At 73.3% G+C, this 15,840-nt stretch carries 12 protein-coding genes; 7 read left to right on the forward strand and 5 right to left on the reverse strand.

The annotated features are described in order from the left end of the window. Window positions 1–142: 142 nt before the first annotated feature. Window positions 143–556 (forward strand): hypothetical protein, encoded by a 414-nt coding sequence (locus tag ABD236_RS24790; protein ID WP_344076937.1) that lies wholly within the window; start codon window positions 143–145, stop codon window positions 554–556. A 55-nt stretch (window positions 557–611) separates the two neighbouring features. Here ABD236_RS24790 and ABD236_RS24795 read toward each other — a convergent pair whose 3' ends face one another. Then, window positions 612–1,418 (reverse strand): SDR family NAD(P)-dependent oxidoreductase, encoded by an 807-nt coding sequence (locus ABD236_RS24795; RefSeq protein WP_344076939.1) that lies wholly within the window; start codon window positions 1,416–1,418, stop codon window positions 612–614. 305 nt (window positions 1,419–1,723) lie between these two features. Further along, window positions 1,724–2,770 carry a LacI family DNA-binding transcriptional regulator gene (locus tag ABD236_RS24800; protein WP_344076941.1) on the reverse strand — a complete coding sequence of 349 codons (1,047 nt, stop codon included), beginning with the start codon at window positions 2,768–2,770 and terminating at the stop codon, window positions 1,724–1,726. 289 nt (window positions 2,771–3,059) lie between these two features. Between ABD236_RS24800 and ABD236_RS24805 the strand changes: the two genes are divergently transcribed. The 6 genes from ABD236_RS24805 to ABD236_RS24830 all read left to right on the forward strand — a co-directional run bounded on the left by ABD236_RS24805 (window position 3,060) and on the right by ABD236_RS24830 (window position 9,839). Continuing rightward, window positions 3,060–4,184, forward strand: coding sequence for a Gfo/Idh/MocA family protein (locus ABD236_RS24805; RefSeq protein WP_344076944.1), 1,125 nt, complete (start codon window positions 3,060–3,062; stop codon window positions 4,182–4,184). Continuing rightward, window positions 4,181–5,335: a dihydrodipicolinate synthase family protein gene (locus ABD236_RS24810; protein ID WP_344076947.1), complete on the forward strand. Its 1,155-nt coding sequence runs from the start codon at window positions 4,181–4,183 to the stop codon at window positions 5,333–5,335. The genes ABD236_RS24805 and ABD236_RS24810 overlap by 4 nt, the downstream gene beginning before the upstream one ends. Continuing rightward, a complete protein-coding gene (locus ABD236_RS24815; RefSeq protein WP_344076949.1) occupies window positions 5,332–6,186 on the forward strand; it encodes a sugar phosphate isomerase/epimerase family protein in 855 nt (284 codons plus the stop codon). The genes ABD236_RS24810 and ABD236_RS24815 overlap by 4 nt, the downstream gene beginning before the upstream one ends. 74 nt (window positions 6,187–6,260) lie before the next feature. Further along, window positions 6,261–7,025, forward strand: a complete 765-nt coding sequence (locus ABD236_RS24820; RefSeq protein ID WP_344077114.1) for a sugar phosphate isomerase/epimerase family protein — start codon at window positions 6,261–6,263, stop codon at window positions 7,023–7,025. Between the two features lie 351 nt (window positions 7,026–7,376). Continuing rightward, a complete protein-coding gene (locus tag ABD236_RS24825) occupies window positions 7,377–9,197 on the forward strand; it encodes a glycoside hydrolase family 3 protein (RefSeq protein WP_344076951.1) in 1,821 nt (606 codons plus the stop codon). A gap of 60 nt (window positions 9,198–9,257) precedes the next feature. Then, window positions 9,258–9,839: a hypothetical protein gene (locus ABD236_RS24830; protein WP_425543938.1), complete on the forward strand. Its 582-nt coding sequence runs from the start codon at window positions 9,258–9,260 to the stop codon at window positions 9,837–9,839. A 139-nt stretch (window positions 9,840–9,978) separates the two neighbouring features. On the opposite strand, the gene ABD236_RS24835 is transcribed toward ABD236_RS24830, so the two are convergent. The 3 genes from ABD236_RS24835 to ABD236_RS24845 form a co-directional block, all read right to left on the reverse strand. After that, window positions 9,979–11,388, reverse strand: coding sequence for a S28 family serine protease (locus ABD236_RS24835; RefSeq protein WP_344076955.1), 1,410 nt, complete (start codon window positions 11,386–11,388; stop codon window positions 9,979–9,981). Window positions 11,389–11,528: 140 nt separating this feature from the next. Then, complete coding sequence (locus tag ABD236_RS24840) at window positions 11,529–11,930, reverse strand: hypothetical protein (protein WP_344076957.1); 402 nt, start codon at window positions 11,928–11,930, stop codon at window positions 11,529–11,531. A gap of 115 nt (window positions 11,931–12,045) precedes the next feature. Continuing rightward, entirely contained in the window at window positions 12,046–15,753 is a 3,708-nt protein-coding gene (locus ABD236_RS24845) for an ABC transporter ATP-binding protein (protein WP_344076959.1), read from the reverse strand. Between the last annotated feature and the right edge of the window lie 87 nt (window positions 15,754–15,840).

The following is a 15,840-nucleotide window of genomic DNA, read 5'->3' on the forward strand; positions in this document are numbered from 1 at the left end:
TCGGATCCCCCCAGATCCCTCCCCTGGAACACCGACGCCAAGTAAGACACCCGTCACGCCAGAAGGGTTGTACAACTGCGGGCAGTAATTTTTCCGGAATCTCGACGTGCCGACAAAGGGGGGTGGTCGTAGCGTTTCGCCCATGAGTGATGATTCCAGCTTTGAACAGGACGTACTGAACGAGCTGGGGGACGACGGGCTGCACCGGCTCGCCCAGGAACTCGGTACGGACCCGGTCGCCGCCCGGCACGTCGTGGCGTCGGCGGCCTCGGGCCTCGCGGACGAGCTGCCCCCGGACGCGGTGGCGTCGGAGGCCGCCGCCCCGCCCGAGGACGCGCCCCTCCAGGGCGTGGCCACGCTCGGCGGGCTCGGGGCGGTCGGCGGCGGGCTGATGGCCGGGGTGCTGGCGAAGGCGACGAAGCCGGTGGCCACGGCGGTGGCGAAGAAGACGGGGCTCCCGGTCGCGACCGTCACCCGGGGGCTGGAGCTGTTGGTGCCGGTGGTGCTCACGGTGCTGAGCAAGCGGGGGGCGGCGGGCCGCAAGCGGTCCGGGTGACGCGCGCGGGTGCCCCGGCCCCGGCCCCGTGTCCGCCCCCTTGGCGTCTCGGCGGTCACACCGCCTTCAGGTAGCCCCCGTCCACCACGAAGTCGGCCCCCGTGGTGCTCCCCGACCTCGGGGAGGCCAGCAGCGCCACCGCGTCGGCCACCTCCTGCGGGGTCACCAGACGACCGGTGGAGACGTTCATCATCTGCGGGGCCAGGGTGTCCATCACCGTGTCGCGGTCCGAGCCCGCCATCGCGGCGATCACGTCGGCCGCGCCGCCCTCCTCGGTCCACCAGGCGGTGCGCACCGCACCCGGCGAGACCGTGTTGAAGCGGACGCCCTGGGGGGCGTACTCCTCCGAGAGGACCTTGGTGAGGTTGGTCAGGGCCGCCTTGGCCGCGCCGTACTCGGCGTTGCCGACCGCGGGCTGACGCGCCAGGCCCGTCGAGACGGTGACGACGGCGCCGCCGCCGTCGGCGAGCAGGTGCGGCAGGGCCGCGCGGACCGTCCGTACCGCCGAGAACAGGTTGAACTCGAAGATCGAGGACCAGTCCGACTCGTCCGCGTCCAGGAACGAGGTACGCGGCAGGGTCACGCCCGGCGGCGGGCCGCCCGCGTTGTTGACCAGGACGTCCAGGCCGCCGAACTCCTCGACGGTACGGGCCACTACGCGCGCGGGGGCGTCGGGGTCCATGAGGTCGGCGGGCACGTGGACGAGCTCGGGGCGGGCCAGCTTGTCCAGGTCCGGGCTGGTACGGCGGGAGACCGCGACCACGCGGGCGCCCTCGTCCAGCAGGGTGCTCACCACGGCGAGGCCTATGCCTTTGGAGGCGCCGGTGACGAGGGCTGTGCGGCCGGAAAGGTGCAGGTCCATGGGGGCTCCTTGGAGTCCGGCCCCTCGCCCCGTTCTGGGGCGAACCGGGGGCCGTGCACACGATCCTGGTTCGCCCCGGCCCCTCCCGCTGGCGGGAATCCGTCACGCAATTTTTTGGGCCCGGTCTTCGTCTGCGGGTGCGTGGTCGGTTGCTCGCGCCGTTCCCCGCGCCCCTAACCCCCCTTTCGGCTGCCAGCCGTGGTCGCTTCTCGCGCAGTTCCCCGCGCCCCTAGGCGGGTTGGGTGCAGCCGGAGACATAGAGTTCGCCGGAGGAGCGGTGTTCGGCTGTGGGGCGTGGTCGGTCGCTACGCGCGCGTCCCCCCGGTCGAGCCCCTCACCATCAACTCGCCGTGGAACGTAGCTATCCCGCCCGGGGGCAGCTGTTCCTTGCCCATGGCCAGGCGGCCCGCCCTCGCGCCCGCCTCGTGGAGCGGTAGCCGTACCGTCGTCAGGGCGGGGGCCGCGTCCGTGCTGAAGGGGAGGTCGTCGAAGCCCGCCACCGAGACGTCGTCCGGGATGGACAGGCCCCGGTCGCGCAGGGCCGCGCAGGCGCCGAGGGCGACCGTGTCGTTGGCGGCGACCACGGCCGTCAACGAAGGGTCGAGGCGCAGGAGTTCGTTGGCCGCGTCGTAGCCCGAGCGGCGGTCGTAGGAGCCGTGGACGAGCGGGCCCGGCGGCACGCCCGCGTCCGCGAGCGCGGCGAGGTGGCCCTCGACGCGGTGCCGGGTCGTGGTGCGCTCCTCGGGGCCCGCCACATAACCGATGCGGCGGTGGCCGAGGGCGAGCAGATGCTCCGTCAGCCGACGGCTCCCGCCCCGGTTGTCGAAGGTCAGGGTCGCCGCGACCGGGCCCTGGGCCGGAGCCGCCAGCGGCGGGCGTCCGCACAGCACGATCCTGGCCCCGGCCTCCGCGAGCCGCCCCAGCTTGGCCGCGACCGCCGCCGCGTGGTCGGGGTCCTCCAGGGCGCCGCCGGTGAGGATGACCGCCGCCGCGCGCTGGCGCTGGAGCAGGGTGAGATAGGTGAGTTCGCGCTCCGGCGAGCCGCCGGTGTTGCAGACCACGGCCAGCTTCTCGCGGGCGCCGGGGCCGCCGCCGATCTCGGACTGGGCCGCGCTCGCCATGATCCCGAAGAACGGGTCGGCGATGTCGTTGACGAGTATGCCGACCAGGTCGGAGGTGGCGGCGGCGAGCGAACTCGCGGGCCCGTTCAGGACGTAGTCCAGCTCGTCCACGGCCCGCAGGACGCGTTCGCGGGTGGCCGCGGCGACCGGGTAGTTGCCGTTGAGCACGCGCGAGACGGTCGCCGGGGACACCCGGGCGCGCGCCGCCACATCCGCCAGGGTCGCTGTCATCTCTTCCTCCGGGCAGGTCTCGTGGGCACGTCTCACGGGCACGTGGAGCGGTCCGCCGCGCGCCTCTTGTCGGCGGCGCTGTGCGCAGGCTAGCGTCCCCCTCGATAGAAAGCGCTTGCTAGACCTGTTACCAGTAGATGACCGCTGGATCACCGGGCTCCTGACACCGTGACGGAAGGGGCCGATGGGATTGAGGGGACTTCAGATGACACCGCCGCCCGCCAGTGGGCCAGCGCCCCGCGCACACCGGACGACACCGCCGCCCGCGGCCCGTACCGTGCGGATCGCCATGAACGGCGTCACCGGCCGCATGGGCTACCGCCAGCACCTCGTCCGCTCCCTGCTCGCCCTGCGCGACCAGGGCGGCCTGGACCTCGGCGACGGCACGGCGCTGTGGCCCGAGCCGGTCCTGGTGGGCCGCCGCGAGCCCGCGCTGCGGGCGATCGCCGAGCGGCACGGCCTGGCCCACTGGTCCACCGACCTGGACGCCGTGCTCGCCGACGACACCGTGGAGATCTACTTCGACGCCCAGGTCACCTCCGCCCGCGAGCGGGCCCTCGCCCAGGCGATCGCGGCGGGCAAGCACGTCTACACCGAGAAGCCCGTCTCGACCGGTCTGGCCGGCGCCCTGGAGCTGGCCCGGCTCGCCCGGGACGCCGGGATCAAGCACGGCGTCGTCCAGGACAAGCTCTTCCTGCCGGGCCTGCTGAAGCTGAAGCGGCTGGTCGACGGCGGCTTCTTCGGGCGGATCCTTTCGGTGCGGGGCGAGTTCGGCTACTGGGTCTTCGAGGGCGACTGGCAAGGCGCCCAGCGCCCGTCGTGGAACTACCGCGCCGAGGACGGCGGCGGCATCGTCGTCGACATGTTCCCGCACTGGGAGTACGTGCTGCACGAGCTCTTCGGCCGCGTCACCTCCGTACAGGCGCTGGCGGCCACCCATGTGCCGCAGCGCTGGGACGAGAGCGGCAAGCCGTACGACGCGACCGCCGACGACGCCGCGTACGGGATCTTCCAGCTGGAGGGCGGCGCGGTCGCCCAGATCAACTCCTCCTGGGCGGTCCGGGTGCACCGCGACGAGCTGGTCGAGTTCCAGGTGGACGGCACCGAGGGCTCGGCGGTGGCGGGGCTGCGCACCTGCCGGATCCAGCACCGCGCCGCCACCCCCAAGCCGGTGTGGAACCCGGACCTGCCCGCCACCGAGCCGTTCCGCGCGCAGTGGCAGGAGGTGCCGGACAACACCGGCTTCGACAACGGCTTCAAGGCGCAGTGGGAGCTCTTCCTGCGCCATGTGGCCCTCGGCACCCCGTACCGCTGGGACCTGCTGGCGGGCGCGCGCGGGGTGCAGCTGGCCGAGCTGGGGCTGCGGTCCTCGGCCGAGGGCCGCCGCGTCGAGGTGCCGGAGATCGCGCTGTGAGCCTGCCGCTGCCGCGCGCGGACGGGACGCTCGTACGGTACGAGCCGCGCCGGGACCCGGTCGTCGTCGCCCCGGGCGGCCCGCCGCTGTCCCGTACGGTCTTCTCGGCGGCGCACGTCGTCGCCGACCCCTACGCCGACACCGCGCCCGACGGGCCCGCGGCCCTCGACTGGGAGAGCACGCTCGCCTTCCGCCGCCATCTGTGGTCGCACGGCCTCGGGGTCGCGGAGGCGATGGACACCGCGCAGCGCGGGATGGGCCTGGACTGGGCCTCGGCGGCCGAGCTGATCCGGCGCTCGGCCGCCGAGGCGAGGGCGGTCGGCGGCCGGATCGTGTGCGGGGCCGGGACCGACCAACTGCCGCCGGGCGCCTCGCTGCCCGAGGTGACCGCCGCGTACGAGGAGCAGCTCGCCGTCGTCGAGGGCGCGGGCGCGCGGGCGGTCCTGATGGCCTCGCGGGCGCTGGCGGCGGCGGCGCGCGGCCCGGAGGACTACGCGGCCGTCTACGGGCGGCTGCTGGAGCAGACCGCACGGCCGGTCGTGCTGCACTGGCTCGGCCCGATGTTCGACCCCGCGCTGGCCGGCTACTGGGGCTCCGCCGACCTGGACACGGCCACCGAGGCGTTCCTCGCGCTCGTCGCCACCCACCCCGGCAGGGTCGACGGCGTGAAGGTGTCGCTGCTCGACGCCCGCCGCGAGGTGGAGCTGAGGAGGCGGCTGCCGGACGGCGTGAAGTGCTACACGGGCGACGACTTCCACTACCCCGAGCTGATCGAGGGCGACGAACAGGGCTTCAGCCACGCCCTGCTGGGGATCTTCGACCCGCTGGGGCCGCTGGCGGCGGACGCGGTGCGGGCGCTGGACGCGGGTGACCCCACGGGCTTCCGCGAGCGTCTCGACCCGACGGTCGGGCTCGCCCGCCACCTCTTCGGGGCGCCGACGCGCTTCTACAAGACGGGCGTGGTCCTGCTCGCCTGGCTGGCCGGCCACCAGGACCACTTCGCCATGGTCGGCGGCCTCCAGTCGGCCCGCCCGCTGCCGCATCTGGCGCGGGCGTACGAACTCGCCGACGGCCTGGGCCTCTTCCCCGACCCGGAGGCGGCCGCCGCCCGGATGCGCGCCCTGCTCACGGTCTATGGAGTCACCTCATGAACCCCGCACACCTCGCCCGCCTCAGCATCAACCAGATGACCGTCAAGCAGCTCCCGCTGCCCGAACTGGTCCGCGCCTGCGCCGAGTCGGGCGTTCCGGGCGTCGGGCTGTGGCGCGAGCCGGTGCGGGCGTACGGCGTGGAGGCCGCCGCGCGGCTGGTCCGGGAGGCCGGTCTCGGCGTCACCACGCTGTGCCGGGGCGGTTTCTTCACGGCGAGCGAGCCCCACGCGCGCGTAAGGGCGCTCGACGACAACCGGGCGGCCGTCGACGAGGCGGCGGCGCTGGGCACCGACACCCTGGTGCTGGTCTGCGGCGGACTGCCCGAGGGGAGCCGGGACCTGACCGGGGCACGGAAGCGGGTCGCGGACGCACTGGCGGAGCTGGGTCCTCACGCGCGCGCCCGTGGCGTACGGCTGGCGATCGAGCCGCTGCATCCGATGTACGCCTCGGACCGCTGTGTCGTCTGCACCCTCGACCAGGCCCTGGAGCTGGCCGAGCGGTTTCCGGCCGAAGAAGTGGGGGTCGTCGTCGACACCTACCACCTCTGGTGGGACGACCGGGCCCCGGCCGCGGTGGCCCGCGCCGGCGCGGGCGGCCGGATCCACGCGTTCCAACTGGCCGACTGGATCACGCCGCTGCCCGCCGGAGTGCTGACCGGGCGCGGGCAGCTGGGGGACGGCGTGATCGACCTGGCGGCGTGGTACGAGCGGGTGGCCTCGGCGGGGTACACCGGCCCGGTGGAGGTCGAGCTGTTCAACGAGGAGCTGTGGCGGCGGGACGGGCGGGAGGTGCTCAGGCAGACGGTGGAGCGGTTCGCGTCGGTCGTGCCCCGGAGCTCCTCCGTACGGTGAGCTCCGCCCGGCATACTGGCCGCGTGGCCGACACCCCCTCCCCGCGCCCCCGAGTACGGCTGGTGAGCGGCGGAGTGCGGTACGCGTTCTCCACCCTCGGGGTGCCGGGCCTGCCCGTCCCCGAGGTCGTCCGCCTCGCGGTCGCGCACGGCTACCAGGGCGTGGAGCTGCGCGCCCACCCCGAGGAGCCGGTGCACCCCGGGATCGACGCACGCCGACGGGCGGCGGTGGCGGCCGAGTTCGCCGCGCACGGCGTCCAGGTGCTCACGGTCGCCGGGTACGCGCGCGTGGCCGACCCCGACGACGGCGAACGGCTCGACGCGCTGGTGGAGCTCGCGTCCGGCCTCGGCGCCCCCTACGTCCGTGTCTTCCCCGGCGGCCGGGGCGGCCCCGACGACGACCGGGTCGCCGTGCGGCGGCTGAGGTCGGTGGCCGCGCTCGCCGCCGACCGGGGCGTGCGGGTCCTGCTCGAGACGCATGACTCCCACCGCACGGGCGCGGCCGTCGCCCGTGTCCTGGACCGGGTCGGCGCGCCCTCGGTGGGCGCGCTGTGGGATGTGATGCACACCTGGCTGGGCGGCGAGAGCCCGGCCGAGTCGTACGCGGCGCTCGCTCCGCACCTGGGATACGTCCAGGTCAAGGACATCGCCTCGGCCGAGGACACCACCCCGCTGCCGCTCGGGGCCGGAGTGCTGCCGCTGGCCGGGGCCCTCGCGCCGCTCGACCCCGGGGGCTGGGTGTGCTGGGAGTACGAGAAGCGGTGGTATCCGCGGGCGGCGGAGCTGCCGGGACTGCTGACGGCGGGGCGCGAGCGGCTGGCCGCGCTGGTCCGGCGCTGAGCCCCGGGCGGGCCGCCTCGGCCGTGCGCCCCCCGAAGCTCGGTCACCTACCTTTTCCGCGGCAGCGAGCCGACGCCGGAACCCCGGGCCGACGGCCCCCGTCCAAGGGCCGTACTGCCGGTGAGTCTCCGCAGAGCGGTGTCGGTCCTCGCTGCTGGCTGCGAACGTCCGACCACCCCTCTCCAACCGGTCTGCGGCCGGCAGCACAGCCGCCACCGGTGCGCCCCCTCCGACTGCGCCGGTGGCGGCCCGTATTCCGGGTCCGGCGGTGCGCGCCCCCTTGACCGGCAATAACTTTCCGGTTATCGGTTCGGTTTGGAAGTTTCTTCCAGACCTAGGGATGGAGTGCCCGTGTCGCACCGCACCTCCAGACGCACCCTCCTCGCCGGCGCCGCCGCGACGGCCGCCGCGGCCGCCGTGGGGCCCGCGCTCCCCGCGTACGCCGAAGCCCGGCGCGCCCCCGACGCCCGGCTGCGCCGGATCGTCTCCCGGATGTCCCTCACGGAGAAGGTCGGCCAGCTCTTCGTGATGCGGGTGTACGGACACTCCGCGACGGCGCCCGACCAGGTGGACATCGACGCCAACATGAAGGAGATGGGCGTACGCACCGCCGCCGAGCTCATCGCCAGGTACCACGTCGGCGGGATCATCTACTTCACCTGGGCGCACAACACCCGCGACCCGCACCAGATCGCCGCGCTCTCCAACGGCATCCAGCGGGCGGGCCTGGCCCAGCCCACTCCCGTACCGCTGCTGATCGCCACCGACCAGGAGCACGGCATCGTCTGCCGGGTCGGCTCCCCCGCCACCCTCTTCCCGGGCGCGATGGCGCTGGGGGCCGGGGGTTCGGCGCGCGACGCCCGGACGGTCGGGCGGATCGCCGGAGCGGAGCTGCGGGCGCTGGGGATCCGGCAGAACTACTCCCCCGACGCCGATGTGAACGTCAACCCGGCCAACCCCGTCATCGGGGTACGCTCCTTCGGCGCCGATCCGGCGGCGGTCGCCCGGCTGGTGGCGGGCGAGGTGCGCGGCTACCAGGAGGCGGGCGTCGCCGCGACCGCCAAGCACTTCCCCGGGCACGGCGACACCACGGTCGACAGCCACACCGGGATCCCGGTGATCACCCACACCCGGCAGCAGTGGGAGGAGCTGGACGCGCCGCCGTTCCGGGCCGCCGTCGCCGCCGGGATCGACTCGATCATGACGGCGCACATCCAGTTCCCGGCGCTGGACGCGACCAACGACCCGGCGACGCTCTCGCGTCCGATCCTCACCGGGATCCTGCGCGAGGAGCTCGGCTACCGAGGGGTGATCGTCACCGACTCGCTGGGGATGCAGGGCGTACGGGACAAGTACGGCGACGACCGGGTTCCGGTGCTCGCCCTGAAGGCCGGGGCCGACCAGCTGCTCAACCCGCCGGACCTGGCGGTGGCGTGGAACGGCGTGATGGCGGCCGTCACCCGTGGCGAGATCAGCGAGGCCCGGCTCGACGAATCGATCCTGCGGGTGCTCGCGCTCAAGGAGCGACGGGGCCTGTTCAGCCATCCGTACGTCTCGGACGCCGAGGTGGACCGGGTGGTCGGCACCCGGCCGCACCTCGCCGCCGCCGACGCGGTGGCCGAGCGGACCACGACGCTGCTCGCCAACACCGGCTCGCTGCTCCCGCTGTCGCGGCGGCGCCACCGGAACGTGCTGGTGGTGGGCGCGGACCCGGCCTCCCCCTCCGGGACGACCGGTCCCCCGACGGCCGTCCTCGCCAAGGCCCTGACCGAGCTCGGCTTCACCGCGAGCGCCCTGTCGACCGGCACCCTGCCCTCGCAGGCGCAGATCGACGCGGCGGTGGCGGCGGCGCGGGGCAGCGACGCGGTGCTCGTGGGCACGTACAACGCCGGGCCGGGCGGGGCGCAGGCCCGGCTGGTGGCGGCGCTCGGCGCGACCGGTGTGCCGGTGGTGCACCTCGCGATCCGCAACCCGTACGACATCGCGCACCTCAGCGGGTACACGGCCTCGCTGGCCACCTACTCCTGGACCGACGTCGAACTGCGCGCGGCGGTACGGGTCGTGGCGGGCCGGGCCGCGCCCGCCGGGCGGCTGCCGGTGGCGGTGCCGCGCGGGGACGATCCGGCCCGGGTGCTGTACCCGATCGGGTACGGGCTGTCGTACCGGAGATAACCCCCGGGCCCTCTGGCGTGTTCTCGGCGTGAGCGGTCACGCTGGGGCGGGGGGTCGGACATGTACGAGTACGGTGCCGCAAGAGTGGTTCGGGCCGTTTCGGCCGCGTTCTGGGCCGGAACGCTCCTGCTGACGGGCTGCCGGCAGGCACCGGCGGCGCCCGCTTCCCCGTCCCCGTCCACGCCGTCCTACGGCGCCACCTTCCTGGGCGCCGGGGACTGCGCGGCGCGCGGGCAGTCCTTCACCGAGGTGCCCTGCACCAGCGAGCGCGCGGTGGGGCGGGTGCTGGTGCGCCGGGAGGGCGGCCGTGCCTCCGGGGCGGCGGGGTGTCCGCTGGACACGGACTTCGTGCTGTACATCGGGGGCGGGGCGTCGGGCTACGCCTGTATGCGCAATCTGGAGGCGCCGCATCCGGGGGATCCGGGGATGGGGGGCGGGCCGTTCACGGTGGTGGGGGATTGCGTGTACCACGCGGGGGCGGAGCAGGTGAAGGAGACGCCGTGTGACGGCTCGGGGGCGAACGCCCCCGAGTACCGGGTCACTTCGGCGGTGTCGCGCCGGGTGGACTGCCCCGCGTCCACGGCGCTGTATGTGGAGCTGCCGGGGGGTTCGGCGGGAGTGGGTTGCGCGCGGCGCTTGTGAATGGCGTTCGTCTGCGGGTCGGTGGGGGCTGGGCGCGCAGTTCCCCGCGCCCCCAAGGGGTTGCCGCGCAGCGGCAACTCAAGGGGCGCGGGGAACTGCGCGAGCAACCGGCCACCACCCGCAGACGAACACCCGGCCCCTACGGCCTCAACGTGGGCTCGCGCTCGACCGACTGGCGGTCGAGCACCGCGTCGTAACGCGCCAACGGCCGAGCCGAAACGCTCGCGGCGGGCAGGCCCGCCCACCGCAGGATCGCCGACGTCGCCGTCGCCTTCTCCGGCGCCGCCAGACCCGCCACCTTCGAGCCGTGGTTGCCGCCCGCGACCGTGAACACGTACGCGTCACGCGTGCCGGCGCCGAGCCGGAAGCGCTCCGCGCCCCACGGGTCGTTCTGGCCGTACACGTACAGCATGTTCTCGGCGTGGTGGCGCACCCACGTGTCCACGTTCACCATCGCCATCGGCTGGAAGCGCATCGGAATGGAGCGCGGGACGAAGTTGCGCGGCGGCTGGTAGCCGTAGCGGCTCAGACCGCCCAGCCAGGGCTGCTTGATCGTGGGCGAGCCCAGCTGCGTACCGGCCTGGTAGTAGTACGGCGTGTACGGCTCCAGACCCTGGTCGGTGTAGAACGAGAAGCCGGAGATCGTGTCGACGCTGTCCCAGATCGCCTGGTCGGTGGCGTGCGGGGCGTCCGCCGGGATGGTGGCGCAGTCCGCGAGCAGGCTGTACTGCCAGAAACCCCAGACGTAGTCGAGCACGACCGCCTCGTACGCCTTGTCGAGGGAGCCGACCGTGCCGAAGGTGTAGCCGTTGGCCTTGGCGTACTCCGCGTACTTGGCCTCCAGCGGCCCCCGGCGCACCAGCGCCTCGCGCTGGACCCCCTCCAGCTTGTCGCGGCACTCCTTGGTGCCCACGTTCGCGAAGAACCGGTCGTACGCCGAGTCCTCGTTGTTGACGACGTCGTTGGGGGCGACGTACGCCACCACGCCGTCCATGTCCTTCGGGTAGAAGCGCTTGTAGTACGTCGCCGTCATCCCGCCCTTGGAACCGCCGGTGGTCAGCCAGTTCTTGCCGTACACCGGCTTCAGGGCCTCGAAGATGCTGTGCTGGTCGCTGGCCGCCTGCCAGATGTCCAGCTTGCCCCAGTCCGCCGGGGCGGGCCGGGACGGGGTGAAGTAGCGGTACTCGACCGAGACCTGGTTGCCGTCCACGATCTGGGTCGGCTCGCTGCGGCTCGGGTTGGTCGAGACGTTGTAGCCGCTGGTGTACATCACGGTCGGGCGGGCGGTGTCCTTGTGCAGCAGGGTGATCCGCTGCTGGAAGGTGCCCGCCGACGGGCGGTGGTGGTCCACCGGCTGGGTGAAGTTGAGGACGAAGTACCGGTAGCCGGGGTACGGCTTCTCCTCGATGAGACTCATCCCGGGTATCGCCAGGATGCGGTCCTTGATGTCCGGCTCGGCGGCGGTGGCCGCCCCTGCCGTGGCTCCCGCCACGCTCACCGTGCCTATGAGCACGACGAGTGAAAGAAGCCATCTGAGCGTCTTGCGCATGCACTCTCCCCTGGGGTCACGACGTGACGCGATCGTCGTGAACCTAGCGGGGGCAACACCAGTGCGACCAGACCCAGTTGGAACGCCGGGCCCCATGGCAGCGTTGTCATGCCGCCCTCAGCCGCGTCCTCGAGCCCCTCTCAGCACAGGATCCAGCCCGTCGAGCCGCCGCTGCCCGCCACCGAGCCGGAGGCCCGTACACAGCGGTTGATGGCGTGCACGGTGACCGGGCCCGCCTGCCGGGTGAACCGGCCACTGTCCGAGACCGGGCCGCCGCCGCGCGCCTGGATGGTCACCGACATCTGCCGTCTGGCGCCCGGAGTCTTGGCGATCGCCAGTGCGCAGGCGTAGCCGTGCGTCTTGTAGACCCGCAGCTCACCGGTGGCGAAGCGGACCGTCTTCACCTGCCGTCCGCCGCACGAGTCGGCCGCGTCGGCGCTGCCCGCTCCCGGTCCGAGCACGGCCAGGCCGGCCGTCGCGAGCAGCACGAGAAGACCCGGTCCCGCCCGGTCGCGCAGCCCCCGTTCTCCCCCACCGAACACGCTTGCCCCCTTCCGTCACATGAGCGTATGTGAGTACGGACGCGCGGGGGCTACCGTCGGTTGCGTGCCGGCGGAGGGCTGCCCACCATGTGGACAGCCCTCGTTCACGCCCCGCTCACACCGCCGCCGGCTCGTCCTCGCCGATGAAGGTGCGCCACAGACTCGCGTAGCGGCCGCCCTGGGCGAGGAGTTCGTCGTGGGTGCCGTCCTCGACGACGCGGCCGTGGTCCATCACCACGACCCGGTCCGCGCGGGCCGCCGTGGTCAGGCGGTGGGCGACGACCAGGGTGGTGCGGCGGCCGGTGAGCCGGTCGGTCGCCTGGTTGACCTGGGCCTCGGTGGCCAGGTCCAGGGCGGCGGTGGCCTCGTCCAGGAGCAGGATGTCCGGGTCGACCAGCTCGGCGCGGGCCAGCGCGATCAGCTGGCGCTGGCCGGCCGAGAGGTTGCGGCCGCGCTCGGCGACCTCGTGGAGGTAGCCGCCGTCCAGCGTGGCGATCATGTCGTGCGCGCCGACCGCCCGGGCCGCCGCCTCCACCTGCGCGTCGGTGGCGTCGGGCCGCCCATAGGCGATGGCGTCCCGGACGGTCCCGGCGAACAGGTACGCCTCCTGCGGCACCACGCCGAGGCGGTGGCGGTAGGCGGTGATGTCCAGCGCCCGCAGATCGGTGCCGTCGGCGGTGACCCGCCCGCCGGTCGGGTCGTAGAACCGCGCGACCAGCTTGACCAGCGTGGACTTGCCCGCGCCCGTCTCGCCGACGAAGGCGACGGTCTGCCCGGCCGGGATGTGCAGGCTGACGCCCGACAGGGCCTCCTCCTCGTCCCCGTACGCGAAGTCGACGTCCTCGAACGCGATCTCGCCGCGCAGCGAGCGGACGTCCTGCGGCTGTTCGGCCGCCTCGGTGGAGGTCGGCTCGCGCAGCAGCTCCTGGATGCGCTTGAGGGAGACGGACGCCTGCTGGTAGCCGTCGAAGACCTGCGAGAGCTGCTGTACGGGGGCGAAGAACAGGTCGATGTAGAGGAGGTAGGCGACGAGCGCACCCGTGGTGAGGGTGCCCGCGTCGACCCGGTGGGCGCCCACGATCAGCACCGCGGCGGCCGCGACCGACGACAGCAGCTGGACGAAGGGGAAGTACACCGAGATCAGCCACTGGCCGCGGATGCGGGCCTTGCGGTAGTCGGCGCTGCGGGCGGTGAAGCGCTCGGCGCCGTCGCGCTCGCGGCCGAAGGCCTGGACGATCCGCAGCCCGCTCACCGACTCCTGGAGGTCGGCGTTGACCCCGGCGACCCGCTCGCGGGCCAGCTCGTACGCCTTCACGCTCTGGCGGCGGAAGTAGTAGGTGCCGATGACCAGCGGCGGCAGCGTCACGAAGACGACGAGCGCCAGCTGGAGGTCGATGACCAGGAGCGCCAGCATGATGCCGAAGAAGGTGACGACGGCGACGAACGCGGTGACCAGGCCGGTCTGGAGGAAGGTGGCCAGGGCGTCCACGTCGGTGGTCATCCGGGTCATGATCTTGCCGGTGAGCTCGCGCTCGTAGTAGTCCAGGCCGAGCCGCTGGAGCTGGGCGAAGATCTTGAGGCGGAGGCTGTAGAGGACGCGCTCGCCGGTGCGGCCGGTCATCCGGGTCTCGCCGAACTGCGCGGCCCACTGGATCAGCACGGTCAGCAGGGCCAGGCCCGCCGCCGCCCACACCGCGCCGAGCGCCAGCTTGCTGACGCCCTGGTCGATGCCGTGCCGGATCAGGACCGGCAGCAGCAGCGACATCCCCGCGTCGACCGCGACCAGCGCGAGGCTCACGGCGAGCGGCTTGCCGAAGCCGCGCAGCAGCCTGCGCAGCCCATAGGACTTCTCCGGCTGGACGGCCCTGGCCTCGTCGATGCCCGGGGTGTCGTCGGCCGGGGGCAGCGCATCGACCTGGGCGAGGAGTTCGGGGGTGGCCGGCATACCGCCGGGGGCCGAGGAGGCGGGCTTGTCGTCGCGGATCCACAGCGGGGGCGTGATGCCCCGCTCGGCGTCGAACTCGGCGTCCAGCTCGTCCCGTACGGTGTGGTCCTCCACCGCCTCGGCGGGCGGCACATGGCCGGGCGAGACCGCGCCCAGCTCCTCGGGGTCGGTCAGCAGCCTGCGGTAGAGCGCCGAGTCGCGCTGGAGCTCCTCGTGGGTGCCGAGCGCCGCGAGGCGGCCCTCGTCGAGGACGGCGATGCGGTCCGCGAGGTTGAGGGTGGAGCGGCGGTGCGCGATGAGCAGCGTGGTGCGCCCGGCCATCACCGACTTGAGCGCCTCGTGGATCTCGTGCTCCACGCGCGCGTCGACGGCGGAGGTGGCGTCGTCCAGGACCAGCAGCCGCGGGTCGGTGAGGATGGCGCGGGCCAGCGCCACGCGCTGGCGCTGGCCGCCGGAGAGGGTCAGACCGTGCTCGCCGACCGTGGTGTCGTACCCCTCGGGCAGCTCCGCGATGAAGCGGTCCGCCTGCGCGGCGCGCGCGGCGGCCTCGATCTCCTCCTGGGTGGCGTCGGGCTTGCCGTACGCGATGTTGGCGCGCACGGTGTCGGAGAAGAGGAAGCTGTCCTCCGGCACCAGGCCGATGGCGGCGCGCAGCGAGGCCAGGGTGAGCTCGCGCACGTCGTGGCCGCCGACCAGGACGGCGCCGTGGGTGACGTCGTAGAAGCGCGGCAGCAGCAGCGAGACGGTGGACTTGCCGGAGCCGGAGGCGCCGACCACGGCGACGGTCTCGCCGGGCCGGATCTCCAGCGAGAAGCCGTCCAGGACCGGGCGGCCGTCCTCGTAGGAGAAGCGCACGTCGTCGAACTCGACCGTGGCCGGGGCGTCGGCGGGCAGCTCCTTGGTGCCGTCCTCGATGGAGGGCTCGGTGTCGATCAGCTCCAGGACGCGCTCCACGCCGGCCCGGGCCTGCTGGCCCACGGTGAGCACCATGGCCAGCATCCGCACCGGCCCGACGAGCTGCGCCAGATAGGTGGAGAACGCCACGAAGGTGCCCAGCGTGATCTCGCCCCGGGTGGCGAGCCAGCCGCCGAGCGCCAGCATGGCGACCTGGCCGAGCGCGGGGACGGCCTGGAGGGCCGGGGTGTAGCGGGAGTTCAGCTTGATGGTGCGCAGCCGGCCCGCGAAGAGCCTGCGGCCCACCTCGCGCAGCTTGCCGGTCTCCTGCTCCTCCTGGCCGAAGCCCTTGACGACGCGGACGCCGGAGACGGCGCCGTCGACGACGCCCGCGACGGCCGCCGCCTGGCCCTGGGCGTACCAGGTGGCGGGGAAGAGGCGGTGGCGGCTGCGCTTGGCGATGAACCACAGCGCGGGCGCCACGGCCAGCGCCACCAGCGTCAGCAGCGGTGAGAGCCAGGCCATCACGGCCAGCGAGATCAGGAAGAGCAGGATGTTGCCGATGGTCATCGGCAACATGAAGAGCAGGCCCTGGATGAGCTGGAGGTCGCTGGTGGCCCGGCCGACGACCTGGCCGGTGGAGAGCTCGTCCTGGCGCCGCCCGTCGAGCTTGGTGATCGTCGCGTACATCTCGGTACGCAGGTCGTGCTGGACGTCGAGGGCGAGGCGGCCCCCGTAGTAGCGGCGGATGTACGTCAGTACGTACACGACGACCGCCGCCGCTATGAGCAGACCGGTCCAGAGGGCCAGGGAACGCGTGTGCGCCCCGATCACATCGTCGATGATCACCTTGGTGACCAGCGGGACCAGGGCCATCACCGCCATGCCGCCGAGCGACGACCCCAGCGCCAGCACGACATCACGCCGGTACCGCCAGGCGTACCCGGTGAGCCGTCGTGCCCACCCCTGCTCTGCCGCCGCCACTGGTTGCCTCCTGAGTGTCCGCTCCGCCGGAAGGCTGCAACGCCGTCACCGGCGGATTTCATCCCGCTGTAACAAAGGACAGCGAAA

The organism is Streptomyces crystallinus (assembly GCF_039521265.1).
GTDB classification, from domain to species: domain Bacteria; phylum Actinomycetota; class Actinomycetes; order Streptomycetales; family Streptomycetaceae; genus Streptomyces; species Streptomyces crystallinus.